Annotated in this window: 18 protein-coding genes and 1 riboswitch; of the genes, 6 read left to right on the plus strand and 12 right to left on the minus strand. The window is 76.9% G+C overall.

From position 1 onward, the window contains the following. The first annotated feature begins 79 nt into the window (after positions 1 to 79). Both ACYQBY_RS10405 and ACYQBY_RS10410 read left to right on the plus strand, forming a co-directional pair. Positions 80 to 526, plus strand: coding sequence for a DUF4870 domain-containing protein (locus ACYQBY_RS10405; protein ID WP_459643775.1), 447 nt, complete (start codon positions 80 to 82; stop codon positions 524 to 526). Between the two features lie 170 nt (positions 527 to 696). Then, the gene (locus ACYQBY_RS10410) at positions 697 to 1,596 is read left to right on the plus strand and encodes a protein phosphatase 2C domain-containing protein (RefSeq protein ID WP_459643776.1); all 900 of its coding nucleotides are present in this window, start codon (positions 697 to 699) and stop codon (positions 1,594 to 1,596) included. Between the two features lie 47 nt (positions 1,597 to 1,643). Here ACYQBY_RS10410 and ACYQBY_RS10415 read toward each other — a convergent pair whose 3' ends face one another. Together ACYQBY_RS10415 and hemW are read right to left on the minus strand one after the other, a co-directional pair. Further along, the gene (locus ACYQBY_RS10415) at positions 1,644 to 1,940 is read right to left on the minus strand and encodes an antibiotic biosynthesis monooxygenase family protein (RefSeq protein ID WP_459643777.1); all 297 of its coding nucleotides are present in this window, start codon (positions 1,938 to 1,940) and stop codon (positions 1,644 to 1,646) included. A gap of 64 nt (positions 1,941 to 2,004) precedes the next feature. Then, on the minus strand, positions 2,005 to 3,225 hold the full coding sequence (gene hemW, locus ACYQBY_RS10420) for a radical SAM family heme chaperone HemW (RefSeq protein ID WP_459643778.1): 1,221 nt from the start codon (positions 3,223 to 3,225) through the stop codon (positions 2,005 to 2,007). A 222-nt stretch (positions 3,226 to 3,447) separates the two neighbouring features. On the opposite strand from hemW, the gene ACYQBY_RS10425 reads away from it, so the two are divergent. Then, complete coding sequence (locus ACYQBY_RS10425; protein WP_459643779.1) at positions 3,448 to 4,272, plus strand: DUF1206 domain-containing protein; 825 nt, start codon at positions 3,448 to 3,450, stop codon at positions 4,270 to 4,272. A gap of 58 nt (positions 4,273 to 4,330) precedes the next feature. Here ACYQBY_RS10425 and ACYQBY_RS10430 read toward each other — a convergent pair whose 3' ends face one another. Beyond that, positions 4,331 to 5,533, minus strand: coding sequence for an O-succinylhomoserine sulfhydrylase (locus ACYQBY_RS10430; protein ID WP_459643869.1), 1,203 nt, complete (start codon positions 5,531 to 5,533; stop codon positions 4,331 to 4,333). A gap of 17 nt (positions 5,534 to 5,550) precedes the next feature. After that, on the minus strand, positions 5,551 to 5,967 hold the full coding sequence (locus ACYQBY_RS10435) for a rhodanese-like domain-containing protein (protein WP_459643780.1): 417 nt from the start codon (positions 5,965 to 5,967) through the stop codon (positions 5,551 to 5,553). Between the two features lie 230 nt (positions 5,968 to 6,197). Further along, a riboswitch (SAM riboswitch) is annotated at positions 6,198 to 6,312 on the plus strand. Positions 6,313 to 6,349: 37 nt separating this feature from the next. On the opposite strand from ACYQBY_RS10435, the gene ACYQBY_RS10440 reads away from it, so the two are divergent. Continuing rightward, entirely contained in the window at positions 6,350 to 7,702 is a 1,353-nt protein-coding gene (locus ACYQBY_RS10440; protein WP_459643781.1) for an aminotransferase class V-fold PLP-dependent enzyme, read from the plus strand. 22 nt (positions 7,703 to 7,724) lie between these two features. Here ACYQBY_RS10440 and ACYQBY_RS10445 read toward each other — a convergent pair whose 3' ends face one another. Beyond that, a complete protein-coding gene (locus tag ACYQBY_RS10445; RefSeq protein WP_459643782.1) occupies positions 7,725 to 8,018 on the minus strand; it encodes a hypothetical protein in 294 nt (97 codons plus the stop codon). A gap of 140 nt (positions 8,019 to 8,158) precedes the next feature. After that, complete coding sequence (gene lepA, locus ACYQBY_RS10450) at positions 8,159 to 10,006, minus strand: translation elongation factor 4 (protein ID WP_459643870.1); 1,848 nt, start codon at positions 10,004 to 10,006, stop codon at positions 8,159 to 8,161. Positions 10,007 to 10,279: 273 nt separating this feature from the next. On the opposite strand from lepA, the gene ACYQBY_RS10455 reads away from it, so the two are divergent. Beyond that, complete coding sequence (locus ACYQBY_RS10455; RefSeq protein ID WP_459643783.1) at positions 10,280 to 10,570, plus strand: hypothetical protein; 291 nt, start codon at positions 10,280 to 10,282, stop codon at positions 10,568 to 10,570. Here the strand turns inward: ACYQBY_RS10455 and ACYQBY_RS10460 are convergent. From ACYQBY_RS10460 to ACYQBY_RS10470, 3 genes are read right to left on the minus strand one after another with little or no spacing between them, the layout of a single operon-like run. Then, complete coding sequence (locus ACYQBY_RS10460) at positions 10,554 to 11,393, minus strand: transglutaminase family protein (protein WP_459643871.1); 840 nt, start codon at positions 11,391 to 11,393, stop codon at positions 10,554 to 10,556. The two genes, ACYQBY_RS10455 and ACYQBY_RS10460, sit on opposite strands and share 17 nt — an antisense overlap. Further along, entirely contained in the window at positions 11,393 to 12,361 is a 969-nt protein-coding gene (locus ACYQBY_RS10465) for an alpha-E domain-containing protein (protein ID WP_459643784.1), read from the minus strand. Before ACYQBY_RS10465 ends, ACYQBY_RS10460 begins: the two co-directional genes overlap by 1 nt. A gap of 46 nt (positions 12,362 to 12,407) precedes the next feature. Continuing rightward, a complete protein-coding gene (locus tag ACYQBY_RS10470) occupies positions 12,408 to 13,961 on the minus strand; it encodes a circularly permuted type 2 ATP-grasp protein (protein WP_459643785.1) in 1,554 nt (517 codons plus the stop codon). A 247-nt stretch (positions 13,962 to 14,208) separates the two neighbouring features. Here ACYQBY_RS10470 and rpsT point away from each other — a divergent pair, with 247 nt between their 5' ends. Then, positions 14,209 to 14,469: a 30S ribosomal protein S20 gene (gene rpsT, locus ACYQBY_RS10475; protein ID WP_459643786.1), complete on the plus strand. Its 261-nt coding sequence runs from the start codon at positions 14,209 to 14,211 to the stop codon at positions 14,467 to 14,469. A 126-nt stretch (positions 14,470 to 14,595) separates the two neighbouring features. Here the strand turns inward: rpsT and holA are convergent, their stop codons facing one another. The 3 genes from holA to ACYQBY_RS10490 are packed head-to-tail and all read right to left on the minus strand — an operon-like array spanning position 14,596 to position 18,380. Beyond that, the gene (holA, locus tag ACYQBY_RS10480) at positions 14,596 to 15,648 is read right to left on the minus strand and encodes a DNA polymerase III subunit delta (protein ID WP_459643787.1); all 1,053 of its coding nucleotides are present in this window, start codon (positions 15,646 to 15,648) and stop codon (positions 14,596 to 14,598) included. Between the two features lie 15 nt (positions 15,649 to 15,663). Continuing rightward, positions 15,664 to 17,352, minus strand: a complete 1,689-nt coding sequence (locus tag ACYQBY_RS10485; RefSeq protein WP_459643788.1) for a ComEC/Rec2 family competence protein — start codon at positions 17,350 to 17,352, stop codon at positions 15,664 to 15,666. After that, on the minus strand, positions 17,349 to 18,380 hold the full coding sequence (locus tag ACYQBY_RS10490; protein ID WP_459643789.1) for a helix-hairpin-helix domain-containing protein: 1,032 nt from the start codon (positions 18,378 to 18,380) through the stop codon (positions 17,349 to 17,351). Before ACYQBY_RS10490 ends, ACYQBY_RS10485 begins: the two co-directional genes overlap by 4 nt. Between the last annotated feature and the right edge of the window lie 24 nt (positions 18,381 to 18,404).

Genomic DNA, 18,404 nt, shown 5'->3' on the forward strand with positions numbered 1-18,404 from the left:
GCGCGGCTGCGCGCACCGACCCGCACCGACCCGCACCGGCCCGCACCGGCCCGGGCCGGCCAGCACCCGAGGAGGACCCGTGTCCGAGATCCCCCCGCCGCCGGGTCACCCGCTGCCGCACGGCGCGCCCCCGCCCGCGCCCTCCGGCCACGGGCACCTGCTGAGCCCGCCGGAGCAGCGGACCTGGGGGATGGTGGCGCACGTCCTGGGCATCGCCTCGTGGGGTCTGGGCCTGCCGTTCCTCGGCCCGCTGGTGGTGTACCTGGTGTACCGGGACCGGGGCGCGTTCGTGCGCGGCCACGCGGCCGAGGCGCTCAACGCGGCGATCTCCACGCTGCTGTACACGGTCGCGCTGGCCCTGGTGCTGTTCGCCGCCGGGTTCGTGACCTTCGGCCTGGCCTTCCTCCTCTGGTGGGTGCTGGCGCTGCCCGCGGTGGGGGTCCTGGTCTGCGGCATCCTCGGGGCGGTCGCCGCGAGCTCCGGGCGCGCGTACCGCTACCCCCTCGTGCTGCGCCTGGTGCACTGAGCGGACTCACTCCCGGTGCGCTCCCGTCACCCAGCGCAAGGTGACGGGGCGGAGGCGGGAACGCGGGGCGGAGTGACCCCGGCCGGGGGGCGCGCCCGCCTAGCGTCGGGAGGAGTCCTCCCCGGCGAACGGAGCCCCATGCCCCATCGACACCTCCCGGCGGTCCGGCGATGAGGTCGCTGTGGCACGACGGGACGGCCGCCGTCCCCGCCCAGCTCCCCCGCGAGCTGCCCACCGGTGCACCCGCCCCCGGCGCCCTGCGCTCCCCCGCACCGGCCGGCCTGGGGCCCGGCTCGGTGCACCGCGTGGCGGGCGTCCACCTCGACGGCCTCACGGCCGGTGCGCACCACGTCGCCGCCGCCTCCGTCGTGGGCGAGGCCCGCGCCGCCGCCGGCGTCGCCCGGCAGGACGCCTACGACGTCGCCCTCGACCCCCGGGGGCGGATCGTCGTGGCCGTCGCCGACGGCACCGGCGCCCGGCCGCACTCCCACCTCGGCGCCCGCATGTTCTGCGAGCAGGTCACCTTCCTCGCCCAGGAACGGCCCGGGCTCGGCGCCGCGAACCTCCTGCGGGCCGCGGCCGCCGCGGTCGGCGCCTCCGTGCACGCCCGGTACGGGCTCCCCCCGGCGGCCGTCCGCTTCACCGCCGCCGTCGCGGTCGTCGACGGCACCGGCCGCGACCTCGCCCGCGTCGGCGGCGTCACCGCCTTCGTCCTGACCCCGGGCGGGCCGCGCGAGCTGTTCGGCGGCACCGGGCCGCTCTGCGAGCCGGGCGCGCACCTGCCGGCGCCCGGTGACGACAGCCTCGACGTGCCGGTGGAGACGGCGTCCTCCACCGGCCCCGGAACCCTGGCCGTCGTCACCGACGGGCTGGCCTGCGACCTGCGCCGCCCCTCGCCGGTGCGGGCGTGGCTGGAGACGGCGTGGGCCTCCCCCGTCGGCCCCTGGGCGATGGGCGACTCGCTGCGCTACCGCTGCGAGCGCTCCACCGACGACCGCACCGCCGTGCTCGTCTGGTACGACCGCGACCCCGCGCGCAGCGGTCCGGTCCCGGCGCCCGAGCGCCCCTGACGGGCCGCACCGACCGCCACCGCCCGGGCCGCCGGGTGGTCAGGCGGTCAGGCGCGGTGGACCTCGACGAAGTGCTCCACGACGGGGAAGGGCTCGTAGAAGGGGTGCAGCAGCTCCCGCCACGTCCGGTAGCGGTCCGAGCCGCGGAAACCCTCCGTGTGGTCCTCCAGGCGGTCCCACTCCACGAGGAGCAGGTAGGTGTCCGGCCGCTCCAGGCAGCAGGAGAGGGTCAGGCGCCGGAAACCGGGCGAGGCGGCGATGAGCGGCCTCGCCCGCCCGAACGCCTCCTCGAAGCGCTCCGACTCCCCGGGCCTGACGTTGAGGACCGCGTGCTCCAGGATCACCGCGGCAGTCTCCCAGCCGCAGCGGGCGCCGCGAGGGCCCGCCTGCCCGGGGCGCCGGCGGCCCCTAGTCCGCGAGCAGGCGGTGCACCACCGCGTCGGCGAGCAGGCGCCCGGTGCGGGTCAGCACCACCGCCCCCTGCGGCCCGCCGGCCACCTCGACGAGACCGTCCGCGACGAGCCCCGCCACCGCCGCCGCCCCCTCGGGGCGCAGCCGCGCCAGCGGCAGCCCCTCCGCGAGGCGGCTGCGCAGCAGGACGTCCTCGACGTAGCGGTCCCGCTCCCCCAGCACCTCCCGGGCGTGCGCGGGCGAGCGCCCCGCCGCCAGGCGCTGCGCGTACGCCGCGGGGTGCTTCACGTTCCACCAGCGCACCCCGCCGACGTGGCTGTGCGCGCCCGGCCCGATCCCCCACCAGTCCCCGCCGCGCCAGTACGCCACGTTGTGCCGGCAGGCGTGCTCCGGCCCGCGGGCCCAGTTGCTCACCTCGTACCAGCCGTACCCGGCGCCGCCGAGGACGTCGTCGGCGACCTCGTACTTCACCGCCTGGTCGTCGTCGTCGGGGGCGGGCACCACCCCGCGGCGCACCTGCCCGGCCAGCCGGGTGCCCTCCTCCACGATGAGCGCGTAGGCGGAGACGTGGTCCGGAGCGCAGGCCAGGGCGGCGTCCAGGCTGCGCCGCCAGTCGTCCACGCCCTCCCCGGGCGTGCCGTAGATGAGGTCCAGGCTCACGTCGAGCCCGGCCTGCCGGGCCCACGCCACCGCGCGCGGCACCCGCTCGGGGTCGTGGGTGCGCTCCAGCACCGCGAGCACCGAGGGCACCGCCGACTGCATCCCGAAGGACACCCGGGTGAACCCCGCCTCCCGCAGCGCGGCGAGCCCCCCGGGGGTCACCGAGTCCGGGTTCGCCTCCGTCGTCACCTCCGCCCCGGGCTCCAGGCCGAACGTGCCGCGCACGGCGTCCAGCAGGGCGGCGAGGTCGGCCGGCGGCAGCAGCGTGGGCGTGCCGCCTCCGACGAACACCGTCGAGGCCGGGCGCGCGGCGCTGCCGAGGACCTTCCCGGCGAGCTCCACCTCCAGCGCGGCGGTCGCGGCGTAGGAGGCCTGGGAGGCACCGCCCCCGAGCTCGGTCGCGGTGTAGGTGTTGAAGTCGCAGTAGCCGCAGCGCACCGCGCAGAACGGCACGTGCAGGTACACCCCGAAGGTGCGGGCCGGCGCCCCCTCCAGGGCGGCGGGGGGCAGCGAGCCGTCCTCGGGGGCGGGGTCGCCGTCGGGCAGGGTGCTGGGCACGTGCTCCAGTGTCACCCGTGGCGGGCACCGCCGGTGCCACCCGTGGCGAACACCGGCGGTGCCACCGCACCTGTCACCCACACGGCCGGGGGCGGGGCGCGGGAGGCGGTTGGAGTGGCCGGGAGACGGTGGGAGGTCCACCCTGTGATCACCCCGGGCGCCCGCCCGCGGAGGTGGACCGTCGCGGCCGTGTCGGCGGGCGCGACCGCAGGAGGAGGCACCATGGCACGCTCCGGTTCGTCGGGCTCAGATCCCCGGAACCTCGCCCGCAGCGCCGGGAACCAGGCCACGGCGACCGCCCGCAGGCACGAGGGCACGATCCGCAAGGTCGGCCGGTTCGGCGTGGCGGCGGAGGGCGTGGTCTACCTGCTCGTGGCGTGGCTGGCCCTGCAGATCGCCCTGGGCTCGGGTGGGGCCAGCGCGGACTCCTCGGGCGCGCTGGGCACCGTCGCCCGCTCCCCGTTCGGCCCGTTCCTGCTGGTCGTGCTCGCCGTCGGCTTCATCGCCCTGTTCGCGTGGCAGGCCCTGGAGGCGGCCTTCGGCTCGGACACGAAGCACCGGGTGAAGGCGGCCGCGAAGGGGTTGCTGGCGCTGCTCCTGGCGATCTCGTGCATCCGCCTGCTCACCGGTGCCGGCGCGAGCACCGGCCAGCAGCAGCAGACGCTGACCCAGCGCATCCTCGACGCCCCCGGCGGGGCCGTCCTCGTCGTGCTGATCGGCGTGGCGATCGTGGCCATCGGCGTCCGCACCGTGCAGCGCGGGCTGCAGCACCGCTTCGAGGAGAAGATCTCCGGTTCCCTCAGCCCCGGCCTGCGCAAGCTCGGCACCGCCGGCTGGGTGGCCCGCGGGGTGGCCTTCGCCGTGATCGGCGTACTCGTCGCGTACGCCGCGACCGGTGACACCGCCAAGTCCCGCGGCCTCGACGCGGCGTTCCGGGAGATCGCCGCGCAGCCGTTCGGGCAGATCCTGCTGGTGCTGGTGGCCCTGGGCATCGCCGCCTACGGCGCTTTCCAGATCCTCACGTCCCAGCGGCGCACCAAGGCCTGAGCGCCACGACGCACGAGGCCCGCGCCCCGGTGGGGGGCGCGGGCCTCGTGCGTGTGCGTCAGCCGCGGGTGCCCAGCGCCTGCGTGAGGTCCTCCAGCAGGTCCTCCACGTCCTCCAGGCCCACCGACATCCGCACGACGCCGTCGCTGAGCCCGATGGCCGCCCGGCCCTCCTCGCCCAGCCTGCGGTGGGTGGTGGTGGCCGGGTGGGTGATGAGCGTCTTGGCGTCGCCCAGGTTGTTGGAGATGTCCACCACGCGCAGCGCGTCGAGCACCTCGAAGGCGCGCTCCTTGGCGCGCCCCTCGGGGGCGTCCAGCTCGAAGGTGAGGATGGTGCCGCCGTTGGACATCTGCCGCTTCGCCAGGTCGAACTGCGGGTGCGACTCCAGCATCGGGTAGCGCACCCACCGCACCTGCGGCTGCTCCTGCAGCCAGCGGCCGATGCGCAGCGCCGAGGCGGCGGAGTGCCGCACCCGCAGCCCCAGCGTCTCCAGGCCCTTGGTCAGCGTCCACGCGTTGAACGCCCCCAGGCCCGGGCCGGTGTGCCGCATGAGCTCGCGCACGGGCCCGTCGATGTAGTCGGCGCGCCCGAGGACCGCCCCGCCCAGCACCCGGCCCTGCCCGTCGATGTGCTTGGTGGCGGAGTACACCACCACGTCGGCCCCCAGCGGGATCGACTGCTGCGCGACGGGGCTGACGAAGGCGTTGTCCACGACGACCTGCGCCCCGGCGGCGTGGGCCATCGTGGAGACCGCCTCGATGTCCACGAGGGTCTGCATGGGGTTGGCGGGCGTCTCGAAGAACACCGCCTGCGCCGGCCTCGACAGCGCCCGCTCCCACTGGTCGAGGTCCTCGCCGTCGACGAACTCGGTCTCCACCCCCCAGCGGGGCAGGATCTCGTCGCAGATGACGTAGCAGGAACCGAACAGGCTGCGGGCCGCGACGAGGCGGTCCCCCGAGGCGAGCAGCGCCGCCAGGGCGTTGAACACCGCCGCCATGCCGCTGGCCGTGCCGAAGCACGCCTCGGCGCCCTCGATCTGCCGCAGCCGCTCCTCGAACACCGACACCGTCGGGTTGCCGTAGCGGGAGTAGATGAAGTGGTCGTCCTCGCCCTTGAACGCCGCCTCCGCCGTGGCCGCCGAGGGGTACACGAAACCGGAGGTCAGGTACAGCGCCTCGGCGGTCTCCTCGAACTCCGAGCGGGCCAGGCCGCCGCGCACGCCGATGGTGTCGGGGCGCAGGTGCGGGGTGCCGCCCCGCATGCCCTCCGGGCCGCGGCTCACGACTGCCGCCAGGGCAGCCCGGCCGCGCGCCACCCGGCGCCGCCGCGGTGGCCGTGCTCGTCGAGGGCGCCCTCGAAACCGTCGAGGACGTTGAAGGCCTTCGGCGCGCCGGCGGCGGCGAGGGCCTCGGCGGCGGCGACGGAGCGCACCCCCGAGCGGCACAGCAGCACCACGGGGGCACCGGCCTCGGGGCGCACCCCGGCGGCGGCGAGGTCCGCGACGAACGTGCCGGCGGGGTCGGGCAGGTTCCCGCGCCACGACACGAACACCGCCTGCCCACCCAGCGCGGAGACGTCGGGCACGCCGACGAACTGCCACTCCGGCTCCGAGCGCACGTCCACCAGGACGGCGTCGGGGTCGGAGCGCAGCAGCTCGAAGGCCGCCTCCGGGGTGAGGTCACCGGCGTAGCTCAACTGCTCGTCCTCCATCTCGTCCCGGGTGGAGCACCCGCACCCGCGCACGGCGGGGGGTTGCTGCGGCGTCGTGGAGCCGGGTCTCTCGGCCGCTCTGGATGGGCTGGGCGCGCTCGGCGCGTCCTGGCGAAGTCTCGCACGGCGGCACCTGCGCCCGCGCCGCTGCCGCGCACCCGCCTCCCGGGTGCCGCCTTGACAGCGGCGGCCGGTGCCGTGGCAGTCTTCGGGCAGGTCATGAGCGCCAGCGCGAAGCCCCGGCTCGCTGGCCGGCAACCCTCCCTCCGCGGCGGGGTGCCCCGGGTGACGACCCGGCCGGTGCCGTGGTGGCACCGGCAAGCGCGGACCGGTCCCCTCCCGGTCCGGTGACCGGAGAGGCTCCACCGTGCCCGTCCTCACCCCTGCCCGTCCCACCGTCGCCGGCGACGTCGCGCCGCTGCTGCCCGTCGTCGGCGCGGACGTGCGCGTGCCGCTGGTCACCGGCGGCACCGCCCGCTACGCGAACCTCGACAACGCCGCGAGCACCCCCGCCCTGACCGCGGTCGCCGAGTGCGTGGCCGCGGTGCTGCCCACCTACGCCAGCGTGCACCGCGGCGCGGGGTGGCTCTCGCAGCTCACCACCTCCCTGCACGAGCGCTCCCGGCGCACGGTCGCGCGGTTCTGCGGCGCGCGGGCGGAGGACCTCGTGGTGTTCACCCGCAGCACCACCGACGCGGTGGACCTGCTCTCCCGCTGCGTGCCGCAGGACGCGGCGGTGCTGGTCTGCGACCTGGAGCACCACGCGAACCTGCTGCCGTGGCGGCGGCGCGGGGCCACGGTGCTGCCGTGCGCGCAGACGCTGGACGCCACGGTGGAGGCGCTGCTGGCGGAGCTGGCCCGGCGCCCCTACGCGCTGCTCGCGGTGACCGGCGCCTCCAACGTCACCGGGCAGGTGCTGCCGCTGGAGCGGATCGTGCCCGCCGCGCACGCCGCCGGGACGCGGGTGCTCGTCGACGGGGCGCAACTGGTGCCGCACCGGGGGCTGGACCTGGCGGCGTCGGGCGTGGACTGGGTGGTGTTCTCCGGGCACAAGCTGTACGCGCCGTTCGGGGCGGGGGCGCTGGTGGGCCGCCGCGACTGGCTGGACGCCGCGGAGCCGTACCTGGCCGGGGGCGGCGCGACCCTCGAGGTCGGCCCGGAGGCGGAGGAGGTGCGCTGGGCCACCGGGGCGCAGCGGCACGAGGCGGGCTCCCCCAACGTGCTGGGCGCCGCGGCCCTGGCGCGGGCCTGCGAGGTGCTCGCCGCCCTGCCCGCCGGGGCGCTGCGTGCGCACGAGGACGCGCTGCGCGGGCGGCTCGTGCGGGGCCTGGTCGCCGTGCCCGGGGTGCGGATCGCGGAGCTGCCCGCCGCGGCGGCCGACGCGGTGGGCGTGGTGACCTTCACGGTGCGGGGGTTCCCCGCGGGGCTGGTGGCGGCGTACCTGTCGGCCGAGCACGGCATCGGGGTGCGCGACGGGCGCTTCTGCGCGCACCCCCTGGCCGCGCGCCTCGGCCTGGTGGACGGCGGCGTGCGGGTCAGCACGGGCGCCGGTTCCTCCTCGCGGGACGTCGACCGGCTGCTGGGGGCCCTGCGGCGGCTGGTGGCGCAGGGGCCGTCGTGGCGCTACGCGCCGGTGGCGGGTCGGTGGGCCCCCGTGGGGGACCCCCGGCCCGCGCCCGGCGGGTCCGCCGGCGGCTGCGGGGCGGACCCGCCCTCCTGAGGTCCCGGTGCCGGGAGGCGGCTCAGAACCGGGGGTCGTGGACCGCCTCGAAGATGCCGGGGCCGATCTCGGTGATCGTCCAGACGCGGGTGTCCTTGCCCACGACGGAGTCCTTCTCGTAGAGGCACACGTCGCTCCCGACGCGGGTCGCGACGCCCTGCGCGACGTGCGGCACGCCGCCGTGCTCCAGGGTGACGCTGACGAGCGCACCGGGGGCGGGCAGGAAGTCGTCGAGGGACGTGGGTGCCGAGCCGTCGACCTCGTGCACGGCGTAGGCGGTTCCGGAGACGATGGGTTCACGGGCTGGAGAGGACAAGCGGGCCTCCTCGGGCCGGAAGGCGTGGGCGGGAGCTCCGGCCGGTCACCGCTGCGGTGACCGGCCGGGCCCCAGCATGGCCCAGGTGTGGGCGCAGCGGAACCGCACCCCCACCCGGCAGGGCGATCCGCCCCGGATCGCTACTTCTTCCCCGCCTTGTCCCCGGCGGTCTCGGCGTCGGAGGACAGCGCGGCGATGAAGGCCTCCTGCGGGACCTCCACCCGGCCGACCATCTTCATCCGCTTCTTGCCCTCCTTCTGCTTCTCCAGCAGCTTGCGCTTGCGGGTGATGTCACCGCCGTAGCACTTGGCGAGGACGTCCTTGCGGATGGCGCGGACGTTCTCGCGGGCGATGATGCGCGCCCCGATGGCGGCCTGGATGGGCACCTCGAACTGCTGGCGCGGGATGAGGTCCTTGAGCTTGCCGGCCATCATCACGCCGTAGGCGTACGCCTTGTCCCTGTGGACGATCGCGGAGAAGGCGTCGACCTGCTCCCCCTGCAGGAGGATGTCGACCTTGACCAGGTCCGCCGCCTGCTCGCCGTCCACGTCGTAGTCCAGGGAGGCGTAGCCGCGGGTGCGGGACTTGAGGTTGTCGAAGAAGTCGAACACGATCTCCGCCAGCGGCAGCCGGTACCGCAGCTCCACGCGGTTCTCGGACAGGTAGTCCATGCCCTGCATCTCGCCGCGGCGCTCCTGGCACAGGTCCATGATCGTGCCGATGTAGTCCTTGGGCGCCAGGACCGTGGCGCGCACCACGGGCTCGCGGATCTCGGCGACCTTGCCGCCGGGGAACTCCGAGGGGTTGGTGACGGTGACGACCTTGCGGTCCTCCATCGTCACCTCGTACACGACGGAGGGGGCGGTGGAGATGAGGTCGAGGTTGAACTCCCGCTCCAGGCGCTCGCGGACGATCTCCAGGTGCAGCAGGCCGAGGAAGCCGATGCGGAAGCCGAAGCCGAGGGCCGCGGAGGTCTCCGGCTCGTACACCAGCGCCGCGTCGTTGAGCTTGAGCTTGTCCAGGGCGTCGCGCAGCAGCGGGTAGTCCGAGCCGTCGATCGGGTACAGCCCGGAGAACACCATGGGCTTGGGGTCGCGGTAGCCGCCGAGGGCCTGCGAGGCGGGCTTGGCGGCGTTGGTGACGGTGTCGCCGACCTTGGACTGCCGCACGTCCTTCACGCCGGTGATGAGGTAGCCGACCTCCCCGACCCCGAGACCGTCGGAGGGCACCGGCTCGGGGGAGCTGACGCCGATCTCCAGCAGCTCGTGGGTGGCCTTGGTGGACATCATCACGATGCGCTCGCGGGGGGAGAGCTTGCCGTCGATGACGCGCACGTAGGTGACGACGCCGCGGTAGGTGTCGTACACCGAGTCGAAGATCATGGCGCGGGCCGGGGCGGTGGGGTCCCCGACGGGGGCGGGCAGCTGCCGGACGATCTCGTCGAGCAGGTGCTCCACGCCGACCCCGGTCTTGCCGGAGACGCGCAGGCAGTCCTCGGGCTCGCAGCCGATGAGCCCGGCGAGCTCCTCGGCGAAGAGCTCCGGCTGCGCGGCGGGCAGGTCGATCTTGTTGAGCACCGGGATGACGGTGAGGTCGTTCTCCATGGCCAGGTAGAGGTTGGCCAGGGTCTGCGCCTCGATGCCCTGCGCCGCGTCCACGAGGAGCACCGCGCCCTCGCAGGCGGCGAGGGAGCGGGAGACCTCGTAGGTGAAGTCCACGTGCCCGGGGGTGTCGATCATGTTGAGGCAGTGGGTCGTGCCGTCCAGCTCCCACGGCATCCGCACGGCCTGCGACTTGATGGTGATGCCACGCTCGCGCTCGATGTCCATGCGGTCCAGGTACTGCGCCCGCATGGCGCGCTCGTCGACGACGCCGGTCAGCTGCAGCATGCGGTCGGCGAGCGTGGACTTGCCGTGGTCGATGTGGGCGATGATGCAGAAGTTGCGGATGAGCTCCGGAGGGGTCGCCGCCGGGGCCAGGGCCTTCATCGCTCTCGGGGACACGCTCGTCGGGACCTCTCGTCGGGCTCTTCCGTTCCGCACCCCGGAACGGGCCGGCGCCACCGCACCGGGACCGGGGCGCCGAGGACGGGGCACCGGCTCCGCGGCGGCACCCGCCACAGGGCGGGGACCATCGTCGCACGAGCGGCACCCGCCACGGCGAGCACCACGCGTGCACCCCCTGTGACCTGCGGTGATACCGCTGCGCCGACACCCGGGCGGGTGCACACACCCGGCCCGCGGGGCCGTACCGTGACCGCCATGCAGGTGGACAGCCAGGCCGGGACCGGAGCCCTCATCGAGGCGAGCGCCGAGGTCGCCCGCCACCTCATGCGCGGCGGCGCCACGCCGTCGGAGGCCCTGAACCTGCTCGGGCCCGCGCTGCTCGTCTCCCAGCACGGCGAGGACGGGCTGCGCCTGCTCGGCCTCGGGGAGCGCTCCACCCGCCAGCGCATGGCCCGCATCAAGGAGCTCATCGCCGCCGCCAACGCCCTCGACGAGGACGGCGACGACGCCGTGCCGGCGCTGCCGGGGTTCAGGCGAGGCGCGTGAGACGCACCCGCGCCTGCACCGTGGAGGGCGGGCCCGAGTACAGCCCGTGCAGCGGGGTCACGTCCCCGTAGTCCCGCGCCCGCGCCACCACCACGTGCCGCTCGCCCACCGGCACACCGTTCGTCGGGTCCCACCCGCACCAGGCACCCGTGAAGAAGTCCACCCAGGCGTGGCTCTCCCCCGTGACCTCCGCGCCGACCTCCGGCTCCGGCGAGGGGTGCAGGTACCCCGAGACGTACCGGGCGGGGATCCCCGCCGAGCGCAGCGCCGCGCACGCCAGGTGCGCGATGTCCTGGCACACCCCCCGCCGCTGCTCCCACGACTCCGCGGCCGTGGCGTTCACCCCCGTCGCCCCGGGCACGTACGCCACCTCCTCCCGCAGCCACCCGCACAGCTCTAGCGCCGCCTCGTGCGGCCCGAGGCGTCCCGCCAGCTCCGCGGCGCGCTCCGCCACCTCCGGCGGTGCCTCCGTGCGCGACGTCGCCCGCAGCTGCTCCACGTACCGGTCCCGCACCGCCTCCGCGGCCAGGTCCGCCCAGCCGGCACCGCCGTCGGGCGGGGTGCCCTCCACCCGCTCCGTCTCCACCAGCGCGCTCGCCGTGGCCACCAGCTCCGCGTGCGGGGTGTGCACGTCGAACGCGCTGACGTGCGTGCCCCAGTAGTCCCAGTAGCGCAGCACCGACGCCGGCTGCGAGACGGAGAACCGCGCGTCCAGCGCCGTCTGGTCCGGCGTCGTCAGCGGCGTCATCCGCGCCTCGTTGTACGAGGCGGTGGCCGTGCCGGAGTACCGCAGCGTCGTGACGTGCTCGACCCGCAACCGCATCACGCGTCCGCCTCCACCCAGCTCGTGGCGCCCACCAGCGGGAAGAAGCGGCGCCCCACCGCCTCCGACGCCGCCGAGCACGCCTCCTGCACCCGCGCCATGGAGCGCGGCAGGTCCGGCAGCAGGTCGTCCGGTCGCCCGTACTCCAGCTCCGTGCGCACCCGCCCCAGGATCCGGCGGGCGTCGTCCACCGGCGTCTCCGCGCCCCTGCCCGCACCCCTGCCCGCACCGCGCACCGGGGTCGGGTCCAGGGCCGCCAGGCACTCCTCCGCCGTGACCAGCGCGTGCAGCACCGAGCGCGGGAAGGAGGCGTCCAGCAGCAGGAACTCCGCCGCCTGGGCCTCCCCCGCCGCGCCCGGTGTGCTGCCGGAGTAGGTGCGCAGGAACGCCTCGTACGCCCCGCAGGAGCGCAGCATCGTCGGCCACGTCGGGCCCGCCGCCCCCGCGCCGCCGGAGGAGAGCAGCCGCGCCGTCATGTCGGCCCGCTCCAGCGAGCGGCCCAGCACCAGGAACAGCCAGCACTCGTCCCGGCTCATCGTGGAGTCCACCAGCCCCGACACCACCGCGGCCCGCTCCCGCACCCAGCTGCAGTACCGGTGCGGGCCCACCGTCGTCCAGCGCCCCGACGCGATCGACAGCCACGTCGTGTTCAGCCCTTCCCACACCTCCGAGGAGACCGTCTCGCGCGCCCGCCGGGCGTTCTCCCGCGCCGCCGCGACCGCACCGGCGATGGAGCTCGTGCTCGCCGGGTCGTGCGCCAGCGCCGCCACCAGCGAGGCCCGGCCAGGCCGCTCCGGCTCCTCCGGCAGGCCCATCACCCGGCGCAGCGCCCGGCAGACCGCCGACTCGTCCAGCCACGGGTCGTCCAGGCTGCGCTCGACGTGGACGTCCAGGATGCGGGCGGTGTCGTCGGCCCGCTCCACGTAGCGCCCGATCCAGAACAGCGACTCCGCGATGCGGCTCAGCACGTGCGACCTCCCCCGCTCCCCGCCGCCGGCCCGTGCGCCCGGCGGCTCACTGCTGCTCCTGCTGCCCGGCCGCGGGCCCGGCGTCGGGCACCCGCGCCCGCAGCTGCGGGCGCACCGTCGGCGGCGGGTCGTCGTCGACGGCCTCCGCCTCCGGCGCGGCCAGCACCCACGTGTCCTTCGAGCCGCCGCCGCGGCTGGAGTTCACCACCAGCGACCCCTCCTGCAGCGCCACCCGCGTCAGGCCGCCCGGCAGCACCCACACCCGCTCCCCGTCGTTCACCGCGAACGGCCGCAGGTCCACGTGCCGCGGCTGGAGCTGCTCGCCCACCAGGGTCGGCACCGTCGAGAGCGCCACGACCGGCTGCGCGATCCAGCCGCGCGGGTCCGCCAGGATCCGCTCCCGCGCACCCGCCAGCTCCGCCCGCGAGGCGTCCGGGCCCACCACGATGCCCTTGCCGCCGGAGCCGTCGACCGGTTTCACGACGAGCTCGGCCAGCCGGTCCAGCGCCTCCTCGCGCGCCGCCGGGTCCTCCAGCCGCAGCGTCTCCACGTTCGCCAGCACCGGCTCCTCGCCCAGGAAGTAGCGCACGAGGTCCGGCACGTACGTGTGGAGCAGCTTGTCGTCGGCCACCCCGTTGCCCACGGCGTTGGCGATCGTCACGTTGCCGGCGCGGGCGACGTTGAGCAGGCCCGCGCAGCCCACCACGGAGTCCTTGCGGAAGTGCAGCGGGTCCAGGAAGTCGTCGTCGACGCGGCGGTAGACCACGTCCACCCGCCGCTCCCCCGCCGTGGTGCGCATGAGCACCCGCTCACCGCGGCAGAGCAGGTCGCGGCCCTCCACGAGCTCCACCCCCATCGAGCGGGCCAGCAGGGAGTGCTCGAAGTAGGCGCTGTTGTGGACCCCCGGCGTCAGGACGACGACCGTCGGGTCCACCACCCCGGCGGGGGCCGCCGCCCGCAGCGCCTCCAGCAGCCGCTGCGGGTAGGAGCGCACCGGGCGGATGCGGTGCGAGGCGAAGGCCTCGGGCAGCGCCTGCGCCATGGCCTGCCGGTTCTCCAGCACGTAGCTGACCCCGCTGGGCACCCGCACGTTGTCCTCCAGCACCCGGTAGCGCCCGTCCTCGTCGAGGACGAGATCGGTGCCCGAGACGTGCACGCGCACCCCGTTGGCCGGCTCGATCCCCGCGGCCGCCCGGGTGAAGTGGCTGCTGGAGGCCACCACGCGCCGGGGCACCACCCCGTCGCGCAGGGCCCGCTGCCCGCCGTAGGCGTCGGCGAGGAAGGCCTCCAGCGCCCGCACGCGCTGCGTGACCCCCCGCTCGACCTCCGCCCACGTCCCGGCGTCCACGATCCGCGGCACCACGTCCAGCGGGAAGGGCTGCTCCTCCCCGGCGTGGTCGAACGTCACGCCGCGGTCGAGGAAGGTGCTCGCGAGCAGGTCCGCGCGGGCGCACAGCTCGTGCAGCGGCATGTCCAGCAGCGCGGAGTGCAGGGCGGACCACGCCGCGCGCGGCAGGCCGGGTGCCTCGAACATCTCGTCCCGCGCGCGGTGGCCCACGGCGCTGCGGGAGGTGCCGTAGGCGTCGAAGAGGTCGGCCATGCGCCGGACGCTACGGACGTCACGTGTCGCGCACGTGTCGCACGCGTTCCCGCCGTGTTCCGCCCGTGTTCCGGGCGGGCCGGGCGACCTCGCCCCTGCTGGTAGTGTTGAGCTGCTCCTTCGCCCGTCGCAGACCACTCGTGGTGGCGGAGGTTCCGGTTCCCGCCGCCACCCGGTACCCCACGCCGGAGGTCCCCGGTGGGCCGACCGCCCTCTTCGACCGGTCCCTCAGAGAGAAAGACGTCTCGTGGCGAACATCAAGTCCCAGATCAAGCGCATCGTGACCGCCGAGAAGGCGCGCCTGCGCAACAAGGCCGTCAAGTCCGAGCTGCGCACCGCCGTCCGCGCCTTCCAGGCGGCGGCCAAGAGCGGCGACGGCGAGGCCGCGGCGCAGGCCCTGCGCCACGCCAGCCGCAAGCTCGACAAGGCCGTCAGCAAGGGCGTCATCCACAAGAACCAGGCCGCCAACCGCAAGTCCTCCCTGGCGAAGCAGGCCGCCGCTCTCTGAGCCGCGAACGCCCTCGACGAGGCCGGTCCCCCTCCCGGGGGGACCGGCCTCGTCGCGTCGGGCCGCCCGCGCGGCCGGGGAACGCGCCGCGGCCGGGCGGTCCGGGCCGCCCGGCCGCCCGGGTCCTCAGCGGCCGCGGGCCAGCGCCACCCGCGTCACCACCCGCTCCAGGGCGTAGTCCGCGTCCGGGCCACCGCCCTTGACCGCCACGTCGGCCTCGGCCACCGCGCAGATCGCCTCCCCCAGCGCGTCCAGGGACCACGAGCGCAGGTCCCGCTGGGCCCGCTCCACCAGCCACGGCGCCATGCCGAGGTCGCGCGCCACGTCCGCGGAGCGCCCCCGCCCGGCGGAGGCCACCTTCGCCAGGCTCCGCAGCTTCGAGGCCAGCGCCGCCACGACCAGCACCGGCGCCACGCCCGTCGCGGTGGCGTGCCGCACCCTGGCCAGGGCCGCGCCCACGTCGCCCTCCAGCGTCGTGTCGGCCACGTCGAAGCCCGTGGCCTCCACCCGGCCGCCGTGGTAGCGGCGGACGTCCTCCACGGTGATAGTGCCGTCGGTGTCCACGCAGAGCTGGTCGCAGGCCGCGGCCAGCTCCCCCAGGTCGTTGCCGAGGGCCTGCACGAGCGCACGCGCGGCGTCGGCGTCCATGCGCCGGCGCGCGCGGCGCATCGCGGCCAGCACGAACTCCACCTTCTCCGCGTCACGCTTGTACGGCTGGCAGGACACCTCCACCGCGTCCCCGCACGTGCGGGCGGCGTCGAGGACCTTCTTCGCGCGGTTGCCGCCCCGGTGCCGCACGACGAGGACCGTGCCGGGCGAGGGGTCCGCCAGGTACGCCGGCACGTCCGCCACGAAGGCCTCGGAGGCGGCCTCGGCGCCGTCCACCACCACCACGGAGCGCTCGTCGAACAGCGAGGGGCTCGCCCACGTCGCGAGCTGACCCGCCTGGTAGGAGGCCGCGGCCACGTCGGTGCGCTCCAGGTCGGGGTGCTCCGCGCGCAGCCTCGTCAGCAGCGAGCCCAGCGCGATGTCGGCGAGGTGGTCCTCGGAGCCGACGAGCAGGACGACGGCGGCGGGGGGCACGTCGTGCGGGTCGGCCGCCGTCGCGGCGACGGCACGGCCCGGCGCGGCGCGGGGCGCGGCGGCACGGGCGGGGCGGGGGGCGGCGGCGCGGGGCACCGGCACAGCGTGCCATCAGGGGCGGACGTGCCGGGTCCCGCCCGCGGTGCGCCCCCGCAGCCGCCGGCGCACGCCGGGCACCGCGGCCAGCGCGACCAGGGACGCCACCGTGGTCGCGGCCAGCAGTGCCGCGCCCGCCGCGCCGCCCGGCAGCGGCACGACGGTGGGCACCCGGGCCGCGACCCGGGCCAGCGCCGCGATCCACCACGTCGCCAGGCCCGCCACCCGGGCCAGCGCCGCCGCGCCGCCCTCCCACCAGGGCGCCACCACGGCCACCAGCAGCCCCAGCACGGTCGCCGGGGCCACCGCCGGGGCCGCGAGCGCGTTGACCGGCACGGCCAGCAGGTTCGTCTCCGGCCGCAGCAGCACCGCGAGAGGACCCACGGCGGCCTGCGCGGCGGCCGGCACCGCCAGCGACGCCGCGAGCCAGCGCGGCAGGCCCCGCTCCCGCAGCCACTCCGTCCAGCCCCCGGCCAGCAGCACGAGGGCCGCCGTCGCCAGCACCGACAGCGCAAACCCGAACTCCCGCGCCAGCCACGGGTCGGCGGCGAGCAGGACCACCACGGCCGCCAGCAGCGGCGCCGTCCCCCGCCCGGGCCGCCCCGCCGCGAGCCCCACGAGCCCCACGGCGCCCATCACGGCCGCCCGCAGCACGCTGGGCTCGGGCCGGGCCAGCACCACGAAGCCCGCGAGCACCGCCCCCGCGGCGGCGAGGCGCGCCCGGCGGCCCAGACCCACCGCGGAGGCCGCGAGCAGCGCCGCCCCGCACACCAGCGTGGTGTTGCTGCCGCTCACCGCGGTCAGGTGGGCCAGGCCCACCGAGCGCATGTCGTCCTCCAGCCCGGCGGGCAGGACGCTGGTGTCCCCCACCACCAGGGCGGGCAGCAGCCCACCCGCGTCCGGCGGCAACCCCGCGCTGGCGGCGCGCAGGCCCTCCCGCAGCCGTTCCGCGGCCTCGTGGACGGGCCCGGCCGGTCCCCGCGGCGCGGGGTGCGGGCGGGCGCGCAGCACCGCCACGGCCCGCCCGCCCGGCTCCGCGGGGCGCAGCCGCCCCACCGCCTCGTAGCGCCGGCCGGGGCGCACGCCCTGCCAGGAGGGGTCCGCCAGCACCAGCACGGGGGAGGCGGCCGGCGCGGCGCGCCCGCCCGCCGGCCGCCCGGGCCGCCCGGCCTGCTCGACCCGCCCGACCTGCTCGACCCGCTCGACGTGGGCCAGGACGAGGACCCCGTCCGGGCGCCCCGGCTGCCGGGCGGGCAGGCGCCGGGGGTCGCTGCGCACGAGCAGGCCCACCCGCACGGTCTGCTCCTCGGCCGCCCAGCGCGGCACGGGCCCGGCCCGCGCCAGGGCCTCCTGCGCCGCCGTGGACACCAGGACCAGCACGACGACCGCGCTCGCCAGCGCCGCCGCCGCGAGCACCGCTCCCGGCGGCGCACCCCGGCCCGGCCCGCCCCGGCGCCCTCCGCCGCGGACCCACCCGGCCACGAGGAGGGCCGGGAGCACGACGCCCACCACGACCAGGGCCCCCGGCAGGACCTCAGCCGCCCGGGAGGCGTGCCCCGTTGCCCACCAGGCGGCTCCCCAGGCGGCCGCAGCGGCGGGCAGGAGCCGCAGGTCCAGCGGAGCCGGTAGGAGCCGCAGGTCCGGCGGAGCGGGCGCGAGCCGCGTGCCCGGCGCGGCGGGCGTGCCGGTGCCCCGCTCGCTCACGCGCGCACCAGGGGTCCCAGGTCGGCCAGCAGCTTCGGCCCGATGCCCTCCACGTCGCCGAGCTGGCCGGGGTCCGTGAAGCGGCCGTGCTGCTGCCGCCAGGCCACGATGCGGGCGGCGAGGACCGGCCCCACACCGGGCAGCGCGTCGAGGTCCGCCTCGGTGGCGGTGTTGAGGTCCACCGGTGCACCCGGTGCCTCCCCGGCCCCGCCCGCTGCGCTCCGGGCCGGTGCCGGGACGGGGGCGGCGGCCTCCCCGGGGGCCGGGACGCGGACCTGCTCGCCGTCGCCGAGCACCCGCGCGAGGTTGAGGCCGCCGAGGTCCGCGCCGGGGACGGCGCCCCCGGCGGCGGCGAGGGCGTCCGTGACGCGGCTGCCCGCCGCCAGCCGCACCACGCCGGGGTGCGCCACCCGCCCGACGACGTGCACGACGACACCGGGAGCGGCGGGGGCGGGTCCGGCGCCGGGCAGCGGGGGCACCGCGACCCGTCTGCCCGGCGCCGCCGGCGGTGTGTCCCCGCCGGCGGCGGCCGGCGGGGTGCCGGGCTCGGCGCCACCCGTCGGTGCAGTCCCCGCCGGAGCGGTCCCCGTCGGTGCAGGAGCCGGCCCGGAGGTGACGTGCACCGGCTCCCCCGCTGCCGGGGGCGCGTCCGCGGGCCAGGCGTGCCCCGTCCGCAGCAGGATGGCTCCCGCGGCGAGGGCGGCGGTGAGCACCGCACCCACCGCCGCCACCGGGGTCGGGTGCCACCGCGCCGCCCGCAGACCGGGGGGCAGCCGGTCGGCGACGCGCTGGGCGAGCTCCACGTGCAGCGGCGGCGGGCCCGCCCGGTGCCGCGCCCGCGGCCCGGGCGGGGTGCCGTCCAGCGACGCGGTGCCGTCCAGCGGCTCCTCCGGGTCCGGCGCGCCGCCGCCCGCCGCGCGCAGCTGCCGGCGGGCGAGGGCCCGCGCCGCCACCACGGCCCCGCGCTCGGCGTCGCCGCCCGGGACGGCGGCGCGCAGGCGCTGCGAGGCGGTGGGGTCGGACGGCACCCGCGGGACGCTAGGGCGCCGTCC

This window comes from Kineococcus anabasis, from assembly GCF_054590795.1.

Excerpts from the sequence above, each read along its gene's own strand:
- ACYQBY_RS10410 (WP_459643776.1), top strand. The coding sequence starts at position 697 with ATGAGGTCGCTGTGGCACGACGGGACGGCCGCCGTCCCCGCCCAGCTC.
- ACYQBY_RS10425 (WP_459643779.1), top strand. The coding sequence starts at position 3,448 with ATGGCACGCTCCGGTTCGTCGGGCTCAGATCCCCGGAACCTCGCCCGC.
- ACYQBY_RS10430 (WP_459643869.1), bottom strand. The coding sequence starts at position 5,533 with ATGCGGGGCGGCACCCCGCACCTGCGCCCCGACACCATCGGCGTGCGC.
- lepA (WP_459643870.1), bottom strand. The coding sequence starts at position 10,006 with ATGAAGGCCCTGGCCCCGGCGGCGACCCCTCCGGAGCTCATCCGCAAC.
- ACYQBY_RS10455 (WP_459643783.1), top strand. The coding sequence starts at position 10,280 with ATGCAGGTGGACAGCCAGGCCGGGACCGGAGCCCTCATCGAGGCGAGC.
- ACYQBY_RS10460 (WP_459643871.1), bottom strand. The coding sequence starts at position 11,393 with ATGCGGTTGCGGGTCGAGCACGTCACGACGCTGCGGTACTCCGGCACG.
- ACYQBY_RS10470 (WP_459643785.1), bottom strand. The coding sequence starts at position 13,961 with ATGGCCGACCTCTTCGACGCCTACGGCACCTCCCGCAGCGCCGTGGGC.